General features: G+C 66.7%; 21 protein-coding genes. 13 read left to right on the top strand and 8 right to left on the bottom strand.

Annotation, left to right across the window (positions count from 1 at the left end):
- The first annotated feature begins 52 nt into the window (after positions 1–52).
- From FGL15_RS08255 to FGL15_RS08240, 4 genes are read left to right on the top strand one after another with little or no spacing between them, the layout of a single operon-like run.
- Positions 53–925, top strand: a complete 873-nt coding sequence (locus FGL15_RS08255) for a carbohydrate ABC transporter permease (RefSeq protein WP_168223353.1) — start codon at positions 53–55, stop codon at positions 923–925.
- A complete protein-coding gene (locus FGL15_RS08250) occupies positions 922–1,497 on the top strand; it encodes a carbohydrate ABC transporter permease (RefSeq protein ID WP_138945673.1) in 576 nt (191 codons plus the stop codon). Before FGL15_RS08255 ends, FGL15_RS08250 begins: the two co-directional genes overlap by 4 nt.
- On the top strand, positions 1,494–1,805 hold the full coding sequence (locus FGL15_RS08245) for an ABC transporter permease subunit (RefSeq protein ID WP_138945672.1): 312 nt from the start codon (positions 1,494–1,496) through the stop codon (positions 1,803–1,805). Before FGL15_RS08250 ends, FGL15_RS08245 begins: the two co-directional genes overlap by 4 nt.
- Positions 1,802–2,521, top strand: coding sequence for an alpha/beta fold hydrolase (locus FGL15_RS08240; protein WP_138945671.1), 720 nt, complete (start codon positions 1,802–1,804; stop codon positions 2,519–2,521). Before FGL15_RS08245 ends, FGL15_RS08240 begins: the two co-directional genes overlap by 4 nt.
- On the opposite strand, the gene FGL15_RS08235 is transcribed toward FGL15_RS08240, so the two are convergent.
- Genes FGL15_RS08235 through hisD form a run of 3 tightly spaced genes read right to left on the bottom strand, consistent with a single transcriptional unit; the run spans position 2,512 to position 5,335 of the window.
- Entirely contained in the window at positions 2,512–3,255 is a 744-nt protein-coding gene (locus tag FGL15_RS08235; RefSeq protein WP_205858710.1) for an HpcH/HpaI aldolase/citrate lyase family protein, read from the bottom strand. The two genes, FGL15_RS08240 and FGL15_RS08235, sit on opposite strands and share 10 nt — an antisense overlap.
- Entirely contained in the window at positions 3,252–4,010 is a 759-nt protein-coding gene (locus FGL15_RS08230) for an SDR family NAD(P)-dependent oxidoreductase (protein ID WP_138945670.1), read from the bottom strand. The genes FGL15_RS08235 and FGL15_RS08230 overlap by 4 nt, the downstream gene beginning before the upstream one ends.
- A complete protein-coding gene (gene hisD / locus FGL15_RS08225; RefSeq protein ID WP_138945669.1) occupies positions 4,007–5,335 on the bottom strand; it encodes a histidinol dehydrogenase in 1,329 nt (442 codons plus the stop codon). The genes FGL15_RS08230 and hisD overlap by 4 nt, the downstream gene beginning before the upstream one ends.
- A gap of 155 nt (positions 5,336–5,490) precedes the next feature.
- Between hisD and FGL15_RS08220 the strand changes: the two genes are divergently transcribed.
- Positions 5,491–6,486 carry a LacI family DNA-binding transcriptional regulator gene (locus tag FGL15_RS08220; protein ID WP_168223352.1) on the top strand — a complete coding sequence of 332 codons (996 nt, stop codon included), beginning with the start codon at positions 5,491–5,493 and terminating at the stop codon, positions 6,484–6,486.
- A 598-nt stretch (positions 6,487–7,084) separates the two neighbouring features.
- On the opposite strand, the gene FGL15_RS20830 is transcribed toward FGL15_RS08220, so the two are convergent.
- Positions 7,085–7,396 carry a hypothetical protein gene (locus tag FGL15_RS20830; protein WP_240774012.1) on the bottom strand — a complete coding sequence of 104 codons (312 nt, stop codon included), beginning with the start codon at positions 7,394–7,396 and terminating at the stop codon, positions 7,085–7,087.
- Between FGL15_RS20830 and FGL15_RS20825 the strand changes: the two genes are divergently transcribed.
- Both FGL15_RS20825 and FGL15_RS08210 read left to right on the top strand, forming a co-directional pair.
- On the top strand, positions 7,310–7,615 hold the full coding sequence (locus FGL15_RS20825) for an ester cyclase (RefSeq protein WP_240773942.1): 306 nt from the start codon (positions 7,310–7,312) through the stop codon (positions 7,613–7,615). The genes FGL15_RS20830 and FGL15_RS20825 overlap by 87 nt on opposite strands.
- Positions 7,616–7,635: 20 nt before the next feature.
- A complete protein-coding gene (locus tag FGL15_RS08210) occupies positions 7,636–8,784 on the top strand; it encodes a cupin domain-containing protein (RefSeq protein ID WP_138945667.1) in 1,149 nt (382 codons plus the stop codon).
- Between the two features lie 80 nt (positions 8,785–8,864).
- On the opposite strand, the gene FGL15_RS08205 is transcribed toward FGL15_RS08210, so the two are convergent.
- Both FGL15_RS08205 and FGL15_RS08200 read right to left on the bottom strand, forming a co-directional pair.
- Positions 8,865–9,968: a hypothetical protein gene (locus tag FGL15_RS08205; RefSeq protein WP_138945666.1), complete on the bottom strand. Its 1,104-nt coding sequence runs from the start codon at positions 9,966–9,968 to the stop codon at positions 8,865–8,867.
- Positions 9,965–11,272 carry a heparan-alpha-glucosaminide N-acetyltransferase domain-containing protein gene (locus FGL15_RS08200; RefSeq protein ID WP_168223351.1) on the bottom strand — a complete coding sequence of 436 codons (1,308 nt, stop codon included), beginning with the start codon at positions 11,270–11,272 and terminating at the stop codon, positions 9,965–9,967. The genes FGL15_RS08205 and FGL15_RS08200 overlap by 4 nt, the downstream gene beginning before the upstream one ends.
- 204 nt (positions 11,273–11,476) lie before the next feature.
- Between FGL15_RS08200 and rpsF the strand changes: the two genes are divergently transcribed.
- From rpsF to FGL15_RS08170, 6 genes are all read left to right on the top strand, one after another.
- Positions 11,477–11,884 (top strand): 30S ribosomal protein S6, encoded by a 408-nt coding sequence (gene rpsF, locus FGL15_RS08195; RefSeq protein ID WP_217485263.1) that lies wholly within the window; start codon positions 11,477–11,479, stop codon positions 11,882–11,884.
- Between the two features lie 5 nt (positions 11,885–11,889).
- Positions 11,890–12,408: a single-stranded DNA-binding protein gene (locus FGL15_RS08190; protein WP_138945664.1), complete on the top strand. Its 519-nt coding sequence runs from the start codon at positions 11,890–11,892 to the stop codon at positions 12,406–12,408.
- 65 nt (positions 12,409–12,473) lie between these two features.
- Entirely contained in the window at positions 12,474–12,737 is a 264-nt protein-coding gene (gene rpsR, locus FGL15_RS08185; RefSeq protein WP_056010351.1) for a 30S ribosomal protein S18, read from the top strand.
- A gap of 12 nt (positions 12,738–12,749) precedes the next feature.
- Positions 12,750–13,202 (top strand): 50S ribosomal protein L9, encoded by a 453-nt coding sequence (rplI, locus tag FGL15_RS08180; RefSeq protein WP_056780635.1) that lies wholly within the window; start codon positions 12,750–12,752, stop codon positions 13,200–13,202.
- Positions 13,203–13,777: 575 nt separating this feature from the next.
- Positions 13,778–15,151 carry a replicative DNA helicase gene (gene dnaB, locus FGL15_RS08175; protein WP_369808454.1) on the top strand — a complete coding sequence of 458 codons (1,374 nt, stop codon included), beginning with the start codon at positions 13,778–13,780 and terminating at the stop codon, positions 15,149–15,151.
- Positions 15,152–16,019: 868 nt separating this feature from the next.
- A complete protein-coding gene (locus FGL15_RS08170) occupies positions 16,020–17,276 on the top strand; it encodes a lipopolysaccharide assembly protein LapB (protein WP_138945663.1) in 1,257 nt (418 codons plus the stop codon).
- Here the strand turns inward: FGL15_RS08170 and FGL15_RS08165 are convergent.
- Together FGL15_RS08165 and FGL15_RS08160 are read right to left on the bottom strand one after the other, a co-directional pair.
- Positions 17,245–17,745, bottom strand: coding sequence for a GNAT family N-acetyltransferase (locus FGL15_RS08165; RefSeq protein WP_138945662.1), 501 nt, complete (start codon positions 17,743–17,745; stop codon positions 17,245–17,247). The two genes, FGL15_RS08170 and FGL15_RS08165, sit on opposite strands and share 32 nt — an antisense overlap.
- Positions 17,742–18,041 (bottom strand): DUF1778 domain-containing protein, encoded by a 300-nt coding sequence (locus FGL15_RS08160; RefSeq protein ID WP_138945661.1) that lies wholly within the window; start codon positions 18,039–18,041, stop codon positions 17,742–17,744. The genes FGL15_RS08165 and FGL15_RS08160 overlap by 4 nt, the downstream gene beginning before the upstream one ends.
- Positions 18,042–18,478: the final 437 nt, after the last annotated feature.

The raw sequence follows: 18,478 nt of genomic DNA, 5'->3' as shown, positions 1-18,478 counted from the left end.
GTGCGGCCCGGACGAACGGTCCGGGCCGCACCGTCTCCGAGGAGGGATGTCGATGAAGACACGCGAGTTCTGGGTGCTGTTCTTCCCCAGTCTGCTGGTGATGGGGGCGCTGCTCGTCCTGCCGCTCGTGCGGACGGTGCAGTGGAGTTTCGAGCAGGTCCGCTACGGCGTACCGGGTGAGTTCGTCGGCTTGGCGAACTTCGTGGAGGCGCTCACGGATGTCCGGTTCGGGCGTGCCGTGCTCTTCACGGTGAGCGTCACGGTGGTCACCACGATCATCCTGCTGGTCGGCGGGTACATCATCGCCACGGCGGTGAACCGCCTCACCATCACGCGACCGCTCGTCCTCGGCATCATGCTCGTCTCGTACGTGCTGCCGAACCTCGTCGGTGCCGTGGCGTTCTCCTGGCTGTTCGACGACAGCTTCGGCGGGTTGGCGAACCGGATCATCGAGGCGTTCACGGGCAATCAGGTGCTCTGGTTCACCGATCAGGTGCCGAACGGGATCCTCGTGATCGCCAACACCGTCTGGAGCATGATCCCGTTCGCGATGCTCATCATCCTGGCGGGTCTGCAGGGGGTGCCGTCCGAGCTGAAGGAGGCGGCCCGCATCGACGGCGCGAGTTCGTTCCAGACCCACCTGCACGTCATCATCCCCACGATCCGCGGGGTGCTCGGCTTCGTCACGCTCATCACGATCATGGACGTGCTCCGCATGTTCGACAACCTCATCCCGTTGTCGCCGCAGGCGCAGTCGATCGGCAACGAGTCGATCATGCTCTACGTCTACTCGGTCGCCTTCGCGGACGGTGCCCAGCGTCTCGGTCTCGGCAGCGCGATCAACGTGTTCACCATCCTCCTCATCCTCATCATGCTCATCCCGTTCATCCGGGGGATCTTCAAGGAAGCGAAGGCCGAACGATGACCATCAAGCCGCTCGACCTCTCCACCCGCGCGATCACCACCGGTGGTGCGCCCCGCCGGAAGCCGACTCGTCGACGACCGCTCACCGGCATCCTGCTCGGCCTCCTGTGCGTCCTCATGCTGAGTCCGTTCATCTGGATGACCCTGTCGGTCACGAAACCGACCGACGTCGCGTTCGCGAACCCACCGGTGTTCTCCGGGTACACGCCGACCCTCCAGGCGTTCGTCGACCTGTGGCAGACGACCTACTTCGCCGACTACCTCGTGAACACGCTCGTCGTGGCGGTGGTCTCGACGGTCCTCGCGCTCGTCATCGGCATCCCGGCGGCCTACGCGCTCTCGCGGTTCCCGAGCTACGTCTCCGCGCTGCTGCTGGTGCTCGCCCTCGTCTTCCGCGCGCTTCCCCGCTTCGCCGTGGTCCTGCCGATGTACGACATCAGCAAGTCGCTCGGCATCTACGACACCACCTTCGCACTCGCACTCGCACTCGTCGCCATCAATCAGCCGTTCACGATCTGGCTCCTCAGGAACTTCTTCGCGGAGATCCCCGCGAGCTCGACGAGGCGGCGATGATCGACGGGTGCAGCCGGATCGGCATGCTGCGTCGGGTCATGATCCCGCTCATGGGTCCGGGCATCCTCACGGCAGGGATCTTCGTGTTCCTCTTCGCCTTCCAGGAGTACCTCACCGCGCTGGTCCTCACCGACTCGTCCTCGAAGACGGTGCCGGTGTTCATCGCGACCCAGCTCGGGCAGACGCTTCCGATGCTGCAGCAGGCCGGGGCGGCGTCCATGCTGCTCACCATCCCGGTGGTCGTGATCGCGTTCATCGCACAGAAGTACCTCGTCGCCGGCTTGAGCGACGGCGCCGTCAAGGGGTGATCGAGTCGGCTGTGCGACCACCGCTCGTCCTGCTCCCCGGGATGAACTGCACCGACGACCTCTGGGCCGACGTCACCGTTCCGGGGTCGATCCGCTGGCCGCTCGCCGAGCGGTCGGTCGCACGGCAGGTGGCGGCGCTGCTCGACGGCCTCCCGGAGCGCTTCGCGATCGCCGGACTGTCGCTCGGAGGGGTCGTCGCCATGGAGACGGCCCTGGCCGCACCGAACCGGGTGGCGGGGCTCTGTGTCATGTCGGTGAACGGGAGGGCGACGACCGCGGCGCAGCGACGGGGGTGGCGGGCCTGGCGCGAGCGGCTTGCGGCGGGCGAGACCCCGGCGGGGTTGCAACGAGAGATCCTGGCGTCGCTGTTGTCGGCCCCGGTCCGCCGACGCCGACGCGACCTCATCGATCGCGTGCTCGGGATGGGCGAGCGGATGACGGCGGATCAGCTCGACGCGCAGCTCGCGCAACAGCTCAGCCGACAGCCACTGCTCGACCGGCTCGCCGCGCTCGATCTGCCGACGCTCGTGGTCTCCGGGGCCGCCGATCCGATCTGCCCACCCGTGTTCCATGATGAGATCACCGCCGCGGTCCGCGGTGCACGACTCGTGTCCGTCGACGCCGGACACCTCCCGCCCCTCGAACGCCCCGATGCGGTGCGAGCCGTGCTCGACACCTGGTTGGCGGAGGTGGCGGGAGGGCCGCGTCAGCGCTGACCGGCGACGAAGCCGCGTAGCTCCGCCATCAGGGCGTGGGCGAGGTTCACGACGACGAGGCCGGCCCCGTCGGCGAAGGACGCCGCCGCCGCCGCCCGGGTGCCGACGATGTCCATGCGCAGGGCGCCGGAGCGGGCCAGTTCCGCATGCACGGCGGCGATGGAGTCGCCGACGGACGGATCCTCCGGTCCGCTCGACGCCGCGAGGTCCGCCGGCCCCACCAGGATGCCGTCGAGTCGCGGGGTCGCCACGATCTCGCCGACCGCGGCGACGCCGGCGGGCGACTCGACCATGCCGATGAGGAGCGTGTGCTCGAGGAACCACCGGCTGTGCTCCTCCGGTGGGGTCAGGCCGAAGCGTCCGGCACGGCTGTAGGTGGCGAAGCCGCGTGATCCGACCGGCGGGTACATCGCCGCGTCGACGACGGCAGCGGCGTCGGCGGCCGAGTCGAGGTGCGGCGCGACGATGCCCTGGGCGCCCTGGTCGAGGATGCGCAGCACTTGGGCGGTGTCGTGTTCCGCGACCCGGACGATGACCGGGACGCCGTGGATCGATGCCAACGCGATGTGCTGGCGGAGGGCGACCACGTCTGCCGGGCCGTGCTCGGTGTCGATCAGGATGAAGTCGAAGCCCGCGACCGCCGCCATCTCGACGAGTTCCTCGGCGGGCATACGCAGGAGGACGCCCAGCAGCCGATCCCCGCGCCTGGCGCGCTCGCGGAGGGACGCGCTCACGCGATCATCCCCGCGGACAGGTCGACGTCCGAGCCGCACAGACCGGGCATGGCGAGCATGGCGAGGACGGCGGCGCCGACCTCCTCCTCAGTGACCATGCGGCCGAGCGCAGCCCGGGAGACGAAGGCGGCTTCGGCGGCTGCGACGCTCGCCCCCGAGCGTTCGGCCTCGAGGCGGAAGTTGCGTGCCATGCGGGGCCCGCTCACCGGGCCGGGGGAGAGGGTGTTGACCCGGACGCCGGCCGGGCCGACCTCGAAGGCGAGGGTGGAGGTGAGGCCGATCACGGCCATCTTCGAGGCGCAGTACGGCGTGCGATGCGCGAGCGGGCGCTTGCCCGACACCGAGGCGATGTTGACGACGTCGCCGTCGCCACGAGCGGTCATGCCCGGCAGGAACGCCCGGCAGAGCAGGTAGGTGCCGCGGACGTTCACCGCGAACACCTCGTCCCAGTCCGTCGGCTCGATGTCGGTGAGCGCGGCGACCGGGCCCGGGACGCCGGCGTTGTTGACGAGGATCGAGACCTCCGTGTCGGCGAGGGAGTCGCGGAGCTCGTCGACGGACGCGGGCGACGCGACGTCGCAGACGGCGGTGCGGGTCCGACCCCCAAGCCGGTCCCGCACCGCTTGCAGTCGCTGTTCGTCCCGCCCGACCAGGACGAGGTCGGCGCCGGCGGCGTGCAGCGACGTCGCGATCGCCGCGCCGAGACCGCTTCCGCCGCCCGTGACGAGCGCGGTGCGGCCACGGAGGTCGGTCACGGCGCGGCCGTCCCGGCGGTCTGCGCCTCGTCGATCCACGGAAAGGCCGTTCCGCGGTGTCGCCAGACGCGGGCATCGCCGGAGCGCGCGTGTCCTTCGAACAGTTCGACGCGGGCCGCTCGTCCGCAGACCTCGCCGAGGTCTGCCGACGAGGAGGGCTCGACGATCTCCTGGTAGGTCACGGTCCGCAGGTACTTGCCGACCCAGAGCCCACCCGTGTAGCGGGCCGCGCCGAGGGTGGGGAGCACGTGGTTCGTGCCGATGACCTTGTCGCCGTAGGACACGCAGGTGTCTTCGCCGAGGAAGAGCGCGCCGTAGTCGTGCATCCGGGTCAGGGCTTCCCGAGGGTGCTCGGTGAAGACCTGGACGTGTTCGAACGCCAAGCTGTCGGCGATGCGGTAGGCCTCGTCGAGGTCGTCGGCGACGATGACCTGTCCCCAGTCCCGCCAGGCCGGCTCGGCGTAGTCACGCGTCGGCATCCCGGGGAGCAGGCGCTCGATCCAGTCCATCACCTGTTCGCCCAGCGTCTGCGAGGTCGTCACGAGGACCGCGGGCGACTCGGGCCCGTGCTCCGCCTGGGAGAGCAGGTCGACGGCGGTGAAGAACGGGTCAGCGTGCTCGTCGGCGACGATCAGGATCTCGGTCGGACCGGCGAACAGGTCGATCCCGACCTCGCCGAACAACTGGCGCTTCGCCTCGGCGACGTAGGCGTTCCCCGGTCCGGCGATGAGGTTGACCGGGCTGATCGTCTCCGTGCCCACCGCCATCGCGGCGACGGCCTGGACACCGCCGAGCAGGTAGATCTCGTCCGCCCCGGCGAGCTTCATGGCCGCGATCGTCGCCGCGGGGATCTCTCCTCGGATCGGCGGCGTGCAGGCGACCACCCGCGGGACGCCGGCGACCTTCGCGGTGATGATCGTCATGTGGGCGGACGCGGTGAGCGGGTACTTGCCGCCGGGGATGTACGCGCCCGCGGCCTGGACGGGCACGTGCTTCTGGCCGAGGAGGACGCCTGGCAGCGTCTCGACCTCGATGTCGACGAGCGAGTCCCGCTGCGCCTGGGCGAAGCGGCGGACCTGCGCCTGCACGAACTCGATGTCGGCGATGACCTGTGGTTCGAGGGTCGCCATGATCTCGTCGACCTGCTCGTCGGACAGACGGTACGAGTCGCGGCTCGAGCCGTCGAACTGCTCGGCGTAGCGGCGGACCGCGGCGTCTCCGTCCGTCCGGACGTCTCCGATGATGCCGCGCACGCGTTCGGCGACATCCAGTTGTGCGGTGTCGGCGAAGGTCTTCGTCGGCGCGCTCTTCAAGTGCAGGGGCATCCCGTCTCCTTTGACTGCATACGTATGTCAGTAGTATGCCCGCGTATGCACAGAGGGTCAAGGCGGTACAATCCGAAGGACTCCGGAACCGATCACATCGGTCGCCTTCCACAGGCGGTTCCGGAAGGACGGACGCACGGAGGTACCCGATGGTCGTGACCAGCCGAGACGTGGCGCGACTCGCCGGCGTCTCCCAGCCCACCGTCTCGCGGGCGCTCCGCGACGACATCCGCGTCTCGGAGCAGACCAAGCAGCGAGTCCGAGAGGCTGCGCAGCTCCTCGGGTACATCCCCAGCGAGGCCGGCCGTGCGCTCTCGTCCGGGCGCACGCGACGCATCGGGATGCTCCTGACGGATCTCGACAGCCAGTTCTACTCGCACATCATCGCGCCGGTGCACCGCGAGCTCGAGCGACTCGGCTACCAGCTCATGCTCCACACCGAGACGGCCGACAACGACACCATCGTCGAGCGGCTGCTTGCCAATGGCCTGGACGGCGTCATCCTCGCCACGACGACGATCGACTCCGCGGCGCCGCTCCGGCTCCGCGATCGGGGTCTCCCGTTCGTGTACTTCAACCGCACGGGATCGCTCGTCGACGCCGACGCGACCGTGGTCGATGCGGCTCCCGGATACCGCGAGGCGGTCCGGGCGGCGGTCGACCTGGGGCATCGGAACGTCGGCGCCGTGCTCGGCCCGAGCAATACGAGCACGGCGCAACACCGCGAGCAGGCGCTGCGGGCCGCGCTCGGCGAGCACGGTATCGTGCTGGACGAGCGCCTGGTGCGGCGGGTGCCCTACTCCTCCGCGGCCGGGGAGGTCGCGGCTCGAGAGCTGTTGGAGTCCGGCGGAGAGCCCACGCCGACCTTGCTGTTCTGCGGGAACGACGTCGTCGCCTACGGTGCCCTGAACGCCGCACATCGGCTCGGCCTCCGGGTGTCCGAGGACCTGTCCGTCGTCGGCTTCGACGACCTGCCGGAGGCCGCCTGGCCGATCATCGACCTCGCGACCGTCGGATTCGACATCGCCGGCATGGCGAGCGCGTCCGCCGACCTGGTCGTCCGTCGGATCGAACACCCGGACGCCGAGCTCGAGCGCGCCGTCTTCGCCTCGTCGTTCCACGGTCGCCGCACCCTCGGTCCCGCGCGCTGAGTTCGGCGCCGTTCTCCGCTGCACGGCTATGACACCGTGTGTTCTCGGTCAGCCTCTTGCATGGCATTGTGCATACGCATACACTGCATCTACCGCTTGGTCGGTCCAGACGAAGACCGGCGGGTGCTGACGACGAAGGAGTGACCTGCATGCCTCTCGACCCGGTGGCCTATCGGCCGTACCAGGATCCCGACGACTTCATCCGTGAGGTCACCGACCTCATCTGGGTGGATCGGTCCATCAGTTTCATCCGGGAGAACTACGAGCCGGACTCGATCGTCCACGGCGCCTACGGCACGTCGACGACGCGTGAGGAGGTCATCCAGGGCACGCTCATGCGCATCTCCGCGACCCCCGACCGCACCGGTCAGGCCGAGGACGTGATCTGGGAGGCGCGTGGCGACGACGCGTTCCTGAGCTCGCACCTCGTGTTCTCCGGGCACCTGCAGACCTCCGAGTACAGCCGGACGATCGCCAACTGCCTCTATCGCCGAGGCCGCATGGTCGAGGAGTGGGTCGTCCGCGACACCCTCGCCGGCGCGCTCCTCCACGGTGCCGACGTCGAGGAGTTGGCCAGGGTGCAGGCGTTCCGCGGGTATCAGGGCTCCTGGACCGAGGCTGCGCCCGCCGACCCGATCGCCGTCGGCGACTCCGGTCCGCGCCCCGACGACCACCACGCCGAGGTGAGCACCGTCCTCGAGATGATCCAGACCATCTGGAACGAGCGCGACCTGCAGAAGGTCGAGAAGTTCTTCGAGCGCGACCTCACCCTCCTCACGGTGGGGAACCGCATCGTCATCCGGCCCGAGGGTACCGCCGGGCGCTGCTGCGCCTGCTCGAGTCCTTCCCGGGCGGCCGGTTCGAGATCCGCGACATCCAGGCGCACTACGACGTCCGTTACGCCGGACACCGGGTGGCCGTCACCTGGAAGTTCGTCGGCGACTACACCGGCGTCCCGAACTACGGTCCGCTCACCGGGCAGCCGGTGGACCTGCTCGGGATCTCGCAGTTCACGCTGCACAACGGGGCCATCGTCAAGGAGGTCCGGCTCTGGGACGACATCGCCCTGCGGGCGCAGATCGTCGCCACACGAGGGGACGAGCCCGTCGGGCCGTCCAACATCTACTGACACACCGAAGGAGCATCACCATGAGCGACGTCATCGTCGACACGCACGAGATCGAGCGCCGGACCATCCGGCGCTCCGACTGGGTGGCCTGCAACGCCGCCTTCATCGACTGCCGCACGCCGGGGTCGGACCGCAAGGAGAACTACGCCTTCATCGGCGCCGGGGTCTCGCAGAACCCGAACCAGGTCGTGAACCTCACCGAGAACCACGGCTTCAACACCGGCGCCGCGGGCATGCCCAACGGCATCTCGAACAACCTGCACCTGCACTTCACGGCGGAGGTGTTCATCAACCTGGGCGGCGAGTTCCGCCTGCGGTGGGGTGTGGACGGTAAGGAAGGTGAGTACGTCAGCCACGATGGAGACGTCATCTCGATCCCGACCTGGATCTTCCGTGGCTTCACCAACGAGGGCCCGGACGAGGGCATCCTGTACACGGTGCTCGGGCGCGACGTCACCGGCGGCATCATCTGGGGGCCGTCGGTCCTCAAGGAGGCCGAGTCCTACGGGCTCCATCTCACGGCCGACAATCAACTGATCGACACGGTGGCCGGCGATGAACTGCCGACCGACGTCGCGCTCATCACCCCGATGAAGCAGCGGTACATCGACGAGCTGACGAGCTACTCCGTCGAGGAGCTGCGGTCCCGCGTCGTCCAGCCCGGCGACCGCGTCTACTCCTCGTCGGCGCTGCTGTGCACGGCGGTCGACGGTGGCGCGGCAGATCTCGCCCTCGTCATCGGCTACGGCATGTCCGAGAACCGTCGTCAGGTCCCGTCGATCCACGAGCCCCACTCCTTCAACCTCGCCTGGGTCCGCGCGGCTGCCGGGCAGGGCGTGCTCCAGCACCGCCACCAGCAGACGCAGGCGCTCCTGGTGAAGTCGGGGCGTTGGGACGTCACGCTGAACGGCGACCCGTCGACGACGGTCACCATCGGTGCCGGTGACTCGTTCTCCGTTCCGCAGGGCAGCTGGCGCTCCTATGTCTGCGTCGACGGCGGCGAGGCCGGTGCGGGTGAGATCCTCGTCATCAACGGCGGCGACGACCGGGTGACGCTCGAATGGGCGCCCGAGGTCGTCTCGGCCGCGGCGGACGCCGACTGGACGATCGACCCGAACGGCTACCTGGCTCCGCTCGGCGTCATGCTGACGGCGACCGAGGACGACTGACCTTTCCCGCTCGCTCCCGAGGGGTCCCGAACGGCTGGTGCGGCCCGCCCGCCGCCCACCATTCGGGACCCCTCGCGGGCTCAGCCGCCGGTGATCGCCCGGACCGCGTCGCCGATGATGAGGTACCAGCCGTAGACGGCGAGGGCGAGACCGATGAGCCACCACCATCCCGTCCGGCGGGACAAGCGTCTGCCCTGCCCGGCCACGCCTCGTGGCGGACGGATCAGCGGGAACGACCCCGGCATCGTCGCTGCGTCGACCGGCTCCAGCCGCCGATCCCGCCAGCGCTCCCACTGCGTGATGCGCTCGCTGAGGATGTCGACGACCGACATCAGCCACGTCCACACCTCAGGGTCGAGGGTCGAGAGGTCCTTGGGTGAGTAGAGGAAGAGGTGGTCGTCGACGATCTCGACATCGAGTTCGGCGACGGTGTCGATGAACCGCGCCATGATGTCGGGCGTGAAGAGGTAGAGGGCGTCGGTCTCGTAGCCGCGCGGGCAGTACAGCTCGAAGTGGCGGTCGAAGTCGCCTTCGAGCGACAGTCGTTGGTCCTTGGCGTAGGTGACGGGCAGGCGGGGGTGCAGGAGCGAGTTGTTACCGACGGCGTCCAGGACGATGTGGGGGAGCGCCACCGGCAGCCGGAGCGCCACGTAGCCCCACCGATGCTCCTTGCGGTTCCGTCCCGAACCGATGGTCGTGCGCAGGTTCCCGACGGACAGCGGCGACCTGCCGTCCCGCCACAGCAGGTCCCTGACCACGCTCGTCCCGCCCATCGTGAAGATCAGGCCGGGCAACGCCACCGGTATGGCGAACGGCCGGTAGCTCAGGCCGTTCGCTCGCGCGAACCGGTCCAGCCGGTACTGGCGGACGCCGCTGCGTCGTTGGACCGTGCGCACCAGCAGGACGAGCATGCCGACGGGCAGTGCGAGGTAGGGCAGGAGGATCAGGGCCGACCAGTCCCAGGGCTCATCCGGCATCGAGCCGTCTTCGAGCACGAACCACCAGGCGGAGAGGAAGAGGATCGGCAGCACCACCAGCACGACGGCGGGCCAGATCGCCGCCATGAGTGGCGGGCGGACCTCGCCCGGGAGGCCCGTGCGGTACTCGCGGAGTGCGCGTCGGTCGATCCGTTCCGTGAGTGGTCGCGTGTCCAGCGTCGCGGTTCGAGTCGTCGGACCGGTCATCGCACGTGCGGTGTTCCGTGCGGTACGGGCGCGGGCGTCATCGTCGCGGGCGTCCGACCAGGGCGGTTCGCGGCGACGGTGAGTGCCCGGCCGGCCGCGTGGACCAGTGTCTCGAGCGGACCGCGACGCTTGGTGAGGGCGATGATCCAGCCGAGGAGGAGCGCGCCAGCGACGTGGACGAGCCAGAGCTGCGGGCTCGAGATCAGCCACGCCGTGTCCGCATACGTCCCGGCGATCGCGGCGATCAAGGCACCGACCGACGCCATGAAGACGTGCGCCGAGTAGACGGTGAGCGGAGCGGCTCCGGCGCCGGTCGCCGGCAGGAGCGCGAGCGACCAGCCGCGGTTCAGGACGGTGCCGAGCGCCAGGCACAGGCCGATGACGACCGCCGCGATCCCGATCGTGAAGACGAGGTCGAGCGTGGTGCCCGAGTGCGGGGCGCGGGCGACGAGCCACCAGAAGGACTCCGTGGGGCTCGTGCCGTACATCCCTTCGGCGAGGGCGTCCTCGACGGCGGTGATCGTCGTCGGGTCAGGCTCGAGGCCGCCGGTCCAGGCGCGCGCGATGCCCTGCACGCCGCCGACGGGACCGAGGAGCAGGGCGGCGAGGCGATCCGCGGCGATGGCGACGACGAGTCCGATCGCCGCGAGCCGGAGTGCGAAACGCCGCAGGGTCCCGTTCGCCCGCGCATCCATGAGCAGCCGGCCGACGGCCATCCCGACGAGGACGTAGACGATCCACGTGAGCGCCGGGTACACGCCGGTGAGGAGTAGCCCGCGGGCGAACCCGCCGCCCGCGACGTCGAACCAGGACGCACTGCCGATCTCGGGGGAGTCGACGCCACTGAGCGGCACCCGGAGCGCCTGCGAGCAGATCGGCCAGACCACCGCCCAGACGGCCGCGATGATCAGCAACGTGCGCGGACGCCAGGTGACGGCCGGGATCGCGAGCCAGAAGGTCACGCCGTAGTAGGCGATGATCACGTAGATGCCGCCGGGCAGGACGCCGAGGGTGAGGCCGAGAACGAGCAGGGCGAAGCCGCGTCCGAAGAGGTTGAGTCGCGCTGCTGCGGGAGAGCCGGCGGCGAGGTCGCGGCGGCTCGTGAGGACGATCCCGATCCCGGCCAGCACCGCGAACAGGGCGGCGGCTTTGCCCGACAGCACCTCCGTGATCGGGGTGTGTCCACCGGTCGCGATGTCGAACGCCCAGACGTGCGTGGCCATCATGCCGATGAGCGCGAGGAACCGCGCGAGGTCGAGACCGATCAGTCGGTCGGCGCGCTGTCGGCTGGCTGGGCTGCTCATCGGGTCCAGCATCCCACGCGCGGCGGCTCCGCGACAGGCCCGCGGTGGCGGTACGGGCTCCCGTCCGGTACGCTGTGAAGGTTGCCCGGGTGCGTCCGCTCTGTTCTCGCCCGATCGCAACGATGCTTACACCCTCCTGCCACAGAAAGTCTGTGGCCGTTCGAGTCCGAAGGAGGTGGGTTAGTGACGCATCAGTACGAACTCATGGTCATCCTCGACCCCGAGATTGACGAGCGCACGGTTGCACCGAGCCTCGACAAGTTCCTCAACGTCATCCGCAACGATGGTGGAACCATCGACAAGGTCGACATCTGGGGCCGTCGTCGTCTCGCTTACGAGATCAACAAGAAGACCGAAGGCATCTACGCCGTCGTGGACTTCACTGCGACGAGCACTGCCACGCAGGAGCTCGACCGCCAGCTGAAGCTCTCCGAGGCCGTCATGCGCACCAAGGTGCTGCGTGCCGAAGAAGCCATCGCTCAGGTCGCCACCGAGACGAAGCGCAGCGAAGAGAAGGCCGCCCGCAAGGCTGCCGCCAAGCCCGCTGCTGCTGTCGCCGCGGCTCCCAAGGCAGACGCGGCTCCGGCTGCGGCTGAGACCAAGGAAGCCTAGGGCTCATGGCCGGCGAGACCGTCATCACCGTGGTGGGCAACCTGACCAGCGATCCGGAACTGCGTTTCACGCAGAACGGCCTGGCTGTCGCCAACTTCACCATCGCTTCCACGCCGCGCAACTTCGATCGCGCGACGAACGAATGGAAGGATGGCGAAGCGCTGTTCCTGCGCGCGAGCGTCTGGCGTGAATTCGCCGAGCACGTGGCCGGATCGCTCACCAAGGGAAGCCGCGTCATCGCGACCGGGCGTCTCAAGCAGCGTTCCTACGAGACGAAGGAAGGCGAGAAGCGGACTTCGATGGAACTCGAAGTCGACGAGATCGGCCCTTCGCTCCGGTACGCGACCGCGACCATCAGCCGTGCACCCTCGGGTGGCGGCGGTGGTCAGCAGCGCGGCGGCGGAGCTCCGCAGGTGCAGCAGAACGAGCCCTGGGCTCAGAGCGCACCCGCAGCTTCCGGCGGCAACGGCGGTGCAGATGCCTGGAACACTCCGGGCAGCTACAGCGACGAGACCCCCTTCTAAACAGATTCGATCGGTCCGGTTCTGCCGGCTAGCCGATCACTCCATTCACACGCAAAGGAACAACCATGGCTGGAAAGTCGAGCGGCGACCGCCGCAAGCCTGCCCGCGGTGCTAAGGGCGGCAAGAACGTCGCTCCCGCGAAGGCGATCCGCGTTGGTGTCATCGATTACAAGGATGTCGCCACGCTTCGCAAGTTCATCTCCGAGCGGGGAAAGATCCGTGCTCGTCGTATCACCGGTGTCAACGTCCAGGAGCAGCGACTCATCGCACGTGCGGTCAAGAACGCACGCGAGATGGCGCTCCTGCCCTACGCCGGCTCTGGCCGCTAGGAGGCGCCGCACATGTCGAAAGTTATTCTGACGCACGAGGTCTCCGGCCTCGGCTCCGCTGGTGACGTCATCGACGTCAAGAACGGCTACGCTCGCAACTTCCTCGTGCCCCAGGGTTTCGCGACCCCGTGGACCCGCGGTGGCGAGAAGCAGGTCGAGCAGATCAAGTCGGCCCGCGCTGCGCGCGAGCACGCCACGATCGAAGAGGCCCAGGACCTGAAGGCTCGCCTCCAGGCCACCAAGGTCAAGCTCACGGTCAAGACGGGTGGCGAAGGCCGTCTGTTCGGTTCCGTGAAGCCGGCCGACATCGCGAAGGCCGTGGCGGAAGCCGGGCTGGGCGAGGTCGACAAGCGCAAGATCGAGATCCACACCCCGATCAAGTACGTCGGCGAGCACGAGGCCACCATCAGCCTCCGCGACGAGATCGTCGCCACGATCACCCTTCAGGTGGTCGCGGCCAAGTAGTACCCGCCGTGCGGTGTCGGGCCCTCGGGTCCGGCGCCACATGCACGTCGTGATGAGCGCGATGGCGGTGGACCGAGAGGTCTGCCGCCATCGCGTTTTTCTGTGCCCAGAAGAGGGGTGACGGGCCGCCCAGACGCCTGTGTGCTACACCCGTTTCGCCCTCTGCGTCAAGCAAGTTGTACACAGGTGACCCCCGTTCTCCCCAACGTTCGACACAGGATCGAAAGAACTTTCCACACACAGCCTGTGGAATCAGAATCTGCTGGTCAGAGGCGTATTGCGTGGCAGAAAAACTTCTCTCTCCACAGGGTTTCCCACAGCTTGTGCACACGACACGCGGCGTTTCCCCCGATCTCTCCACAGAGTTATCCACAGGCAGAGTTGGTTGTGGAGACGAGTGGCCCTATCGTGAGTCATCGGCGTCTCGGAACAGCCGGGCGAGCAGGCTGAGCAGCCCTTGCCCGTAGCCCTCGAGCGCCCCGCAGGGCCCGTGCGTGTCGCATGCTCCTGCTACACCTGAGTCGTCACCACCCGCACCACCCGAGTCCACATCGAGAAGGGATGTCCACTTGTCGATCGCTCACCTCAACCGCTCCGAAGGCGGCGGATCGTACGACGAGCCGCGCGGCAATGAGCGGGTCCCTCCGCACGACCTCCTCGCGGAGCAGAGTGCACTCGGCGGCATGCTGCTGTCGAAGGACGCGGTCGCCGACGTGGTCGAGACGCTCCGTGGCGTGGACTTCTACATCCCGAAGCACGAGGTCATCTACGACGCCCTCCTGACGCTGTACTCGCACGGTGAGCCCACCGACGTCATCACCGTCACCGACGAGCTCGTCAAGACGGGTGAGCTGTCGCGCGCCGGTGGAGCTGACTACCTCCACACGCTCACGAGCCTCGTGCCGACCGCGGCGAACGCCGGCTATTACGCCCGCATCGTCGCGGAGCGCGCACTGCTGCGTCGTCTCGTCGAGGCTGGCACCCGCATCGTGCAGATGGGGTACGCGGCCGAGGGTGAGGCCGTGGAGCTCGTCAACTCCGCTCAGGCCGAGATCTACGCCGTCTCCGGCAACCAGGAGGTCGAGGACTACGTCCCGCTGACCGATGCGGTGAGTGCGGCGATCGACGAGATCGAGGCCGCCAAGCACACCGACGGTTCCATGACCGGCGTGCCGACGGGCTTCCGCGAGCTCGACGAACTGACGAACGGTCTGCACCCGGGTCAGCTCATCATCGTCGCCGCCCGACCCGCTATCGGTAAGTCCACGCTCGCGCTCGACTTCGCCCGTGCCGCTTCGGTCCACTACAACCAGCCGTCGATCTTCTTCTCGCTCGAGATGGGGCGCAGCGAGATCGCGATGCGCCTCATGAGCGCTGAGGCGTCCGTGCCGCTGCAGCTCATGCGTAAGGGCACCGTCGACTCGCAGGACTGGACCAAGATCGCGCAGGTGCGCGGCCGCATCAACGACGCTCCGCTCTACATCGACGACAGCCCGAACATGACGCTCGTGGAGATCCGCGCGAAGTGCCGTCGACTCAAGCAGCGCGTGGGCCTGAAGATGGTCGTCATCGACTACCTCCAGCTGCTGACCTCCGGTAAGCGTGTCGAGAGCCGTCAGCAGGAGGTCTCGGAGTTCTCCCGTGCGCTGAAGCTCATGGCGAAGGAGCTCCAGGTCCCAGTCATCGCCCTGTCACAGCTGAACCGTGGTGCTGAGCAGCGTGCCGACAAGATGCCGGCGCTGTCCGACCTCCGTGAGTCGGGCTCGATCGAGCAGGACGCCGACATGGTGGTGCTCCTGCACCGCGAGTCCGCCTACGAGAAGGACAGCCCGCGAGCGGGCGAGGCCGACCTCATCATCGCCAAGCACCGTAACGGACCGACGCGGACGATCACCGTCGGCTTCCACGGCCACTTCTCGCGCTTCGCCGACATGGCGCCGGGGATGTAGTGTGAACGCACGTCGTAAAGTGTCGCTTCCATTTTGAAGTGTTGTTTTCTGTTTGGCGTGACATTTGAAAGTGCAGTGCGTCCTCGTGGCGCTGCTTGATGGCCGTCCGATCGGGTGCTGGTTGTACTCATGAACGAGCGCAGCGACATGCAACCCGATCGTCACGACGATTCCCCGCACGTAGAGAAACTCTGAACTCGACATGCTCGGGCAGGCCATCGCTCTTGGCCCTCGAAGTGATCGGTTACCCGGTTCCGCCATGCGCGCGAAGGGCAACGAGGTGCCCCTAACCCGGCATACGGAAGCAACAGGTACAGGATGGTAGAACCGATCCGTTGACAAATGTTCGGTGACTGAGAGATCTGCAGGTTTGTGACCGCCGCCGCAATCTGACCGATCCGTGGTGTCCACCGTGATGGGTCAAACACGGTCAGGGTGGCTCAGCTGGCCGGGGAGCCGGCTGTCGCCGCCGACCTCCGGCCCAGCCTCCCTCTGCTGCCGCGGAGACGCACCACCAATTGACGCCGGGCCTCGCGAACAGCGACTCAAGACGGCCAGCCGTCGATGAGCTGGCCGCCTGACATTGGGCGGGCTGGTCAAGTGAACCCTGACATCGACCACGCGCGCCAGAATCCCCAGAAACACACACGCGTGTCCGAAGGGACATTCATGCTGGAAACTGCGGCGACACGTTGCAAGCGCGTTCACACTAGTGTGAACGGAGATCGAAAAGAGCGCTGCACAGCTATCGGCGCAGAACTGGAGACCGAGTGATGTGTCAGTGACATACTTTGCAACGCTCGAACGATTGGCTGATGGTTGCGCAGCGGCAGGCCATCAACTCTGTGGTCAAACTCACGAATGCCGCGTGCCGCTCGATCAGATGATCGTGGCGACGAAGTCTCGGGAAGAAGCCGCAAAGTTTGATGCTGGCCGAGAGCGACTACACTTGCGGCACGAGCAGCCGAATGAGAACTGGACAACTAGCGCCTTACTTCGAACCGCCCGGGATTTGCTCTTGACGCCGCCAACGTCCAATCCGTGGTGGAGATCGATTGCGATCACGACAGCCCTGGCCCGACTCGGTGAACGCGGACTCAGCGCAGACATCGTCGTGAGGACCGGATTCGCTCGAGACCTTGTGAAGCTAATTGTTCGCGATGCCGCCTTGTTCTGGAGTGCGTCCGACCTCGAGGGTACCGGCGAGGTCTCGGTACCAGATGTCCTCGCTCCTTGGGTTGCCCTTCTTGAGTCGGACTCTTCACTCGTTCGGCATCGGGGCGAGCTGCCTCCGCACATTGCCTCCGTTGCGCTAGCCGGCGACGTAGGAGCGATCGCGGAAGAGTGGGTCCGTAGGGCGGCAATAGGGCACATCGTGGGCTGGCGAGTTGACGACTACCTCCGCGTCGAACGTCAACCTGCGGACCTGGTGCTGCCTGGTGGAAGGGATGCCACGCTATGGGTGACGGACAGGTTCACCGTGACGTACGTGCCTGAGTGGCACACCTCGTCACTACAATGGGAGCAAATTTTCAATGCCGAACCCGCCGAGACCGCCAAGGCAACTGGTGTGCCTCTTGCGCTGCTGGAGGAGCGCACGATCACTGGAGATATGCTGAACGGGGCACTTCGAGCCAAACTTGTCGACCGAGTGGACGAACAGTTTGAGCAGCGTGAACTGGGCGACTCGTCCATTGCTGCCCTTGCGGGGCTTCTAGAGGCGGGGCAGTACACCCCTGCATTGAAGATGGCGCAGAAATTTCACGAAGCGCAGCCGCAGGCACTCCACTTCGCGATGGCATACGCTTTCTGTCTAATTGCGATAGATCCAGATCGTGCGATAGCGAGCCTTCACAGCCTCCAGATTCCCGAGGACAATGCTGGGTCAATGATAAGGGAGGCGAACTTAGCGACCTGTGCACTGAAAAAGGGCGAGGTTGAGATGGCGCTCCATTACACCGCAAATCTCGCGCGGGACCCCGGCCACACGGCCTGGCTTTGGGATCCCACGAGCGTAGTCTCGGGAGACCCGCAGGTCCGATACTGGACGATCGGAGAATGGATGGAACGGTTCACCGACGCCGTGGCCATGATCACTCCGCAAACCGACGAAGTGCCTTCATAGGGATCATGAGATGCAAATCATCGACTGGTGACTGGAGAAACTCGCCGTGGTGGAGATAGAAACTCTTAGCTGTATCATCTCGGCAGTGGATTAGGACCGATGCGGCTCCGATGCTCCCACTGATCTGAAATGCTCTGATGAGCGCATCGCGGAGCAACCCCCACCCGAGACCATGCCCTTTGAAGCTCTCGTCAACTGCGAGTCGCGCGAGCAGGATGCACGGAATCTGGGATGGGCGCCGCTCCGCGATTCGAGATGGCGCCTCTTCGCGAGAAACTGCTGCCATGGTGATCGAGTAAAATCCCACAATTCGATCACCGCTGTGCGCGATGTAGGTCGTTGCATTGTTGGCTGCCTGGTTTTCCCAGGCAAAGCGGACGAACCAATCGTCGAGCTCGTTAGCCCCGCTATTAAAGCCGTCTCGAACATCGTTCTTTTCGAGTTTCCGAGGGGCGGTAAAGCCTGTCACGCCTCATCCGAGAATACAGACGGGCGGGCAAACAATCTCTCGAACTTTGTAGTCGAGGGCATGGGTGTATCGAGAAGCCGGTTGAACTCCTCAAACTGCTCCTCGGTTGCGATGAACCAACGACGATCAGCCATCACTCGCTCCGCATGCTCAACAGCGCTCCCGAGTATAAACTCGGTGAGCGTGTGGTCCGTCGCCTCTGCAGCGCGGCGGAGCAGTGTTTCCTGGCGGCCGGTGGCGCGCAGGTTGATTCTTTGATTTTTAGCAAGACGAGTGTCGACTGCGGATTCAGACATCAGAATCTCCTTCGTGTACACACAGGGTACGTACGATGGCGAAGGTTGTCAACTCGAGACCCACGCGGCCGGTCTTGACGATGCGGCTGTCGGTCACGCCCAACTCGAATTAAGTGCCCCGTTGCCCCGGGACTGACATGTGACCTCTGTGCGAGGGATCTCGCGCACGTGGTCGATTGCAGAAAAGTAGGGGGCAGCCACTCGCGATTGATCGCGAATTACGCCGCGAGCGTGGGATCCAACGAGAGTCGATCGAGCCTGGACCCAAACTCGCGACAGTCCTGCGACTGGGGTTAGGGGAGTCCGAGGCCCTGGTGGGTGATCGCGAGGGCGCCCCACACTCTATCGTCACGGTCGTTTCACCTCCGACTACCGTCGTCCACGTTGGGATCGTTCGAGACACATAAGCTCCGTCACCCAATGGCGAGGCTGAGGGC

Origin of the sequence: Plantibacter sp. M259 (assembly GCF_006065115.1) — a bacterium.
Taxonomy (GTDB): Bacteria; Actinomycetota; Actinomycetes; order Actinomycetales; family Microbacteriaceae; genus Plantibacter; species Plantibacter auratus.
This window is presented reverse-complemented; position numbering and strand designations above follow the sequence as displayed.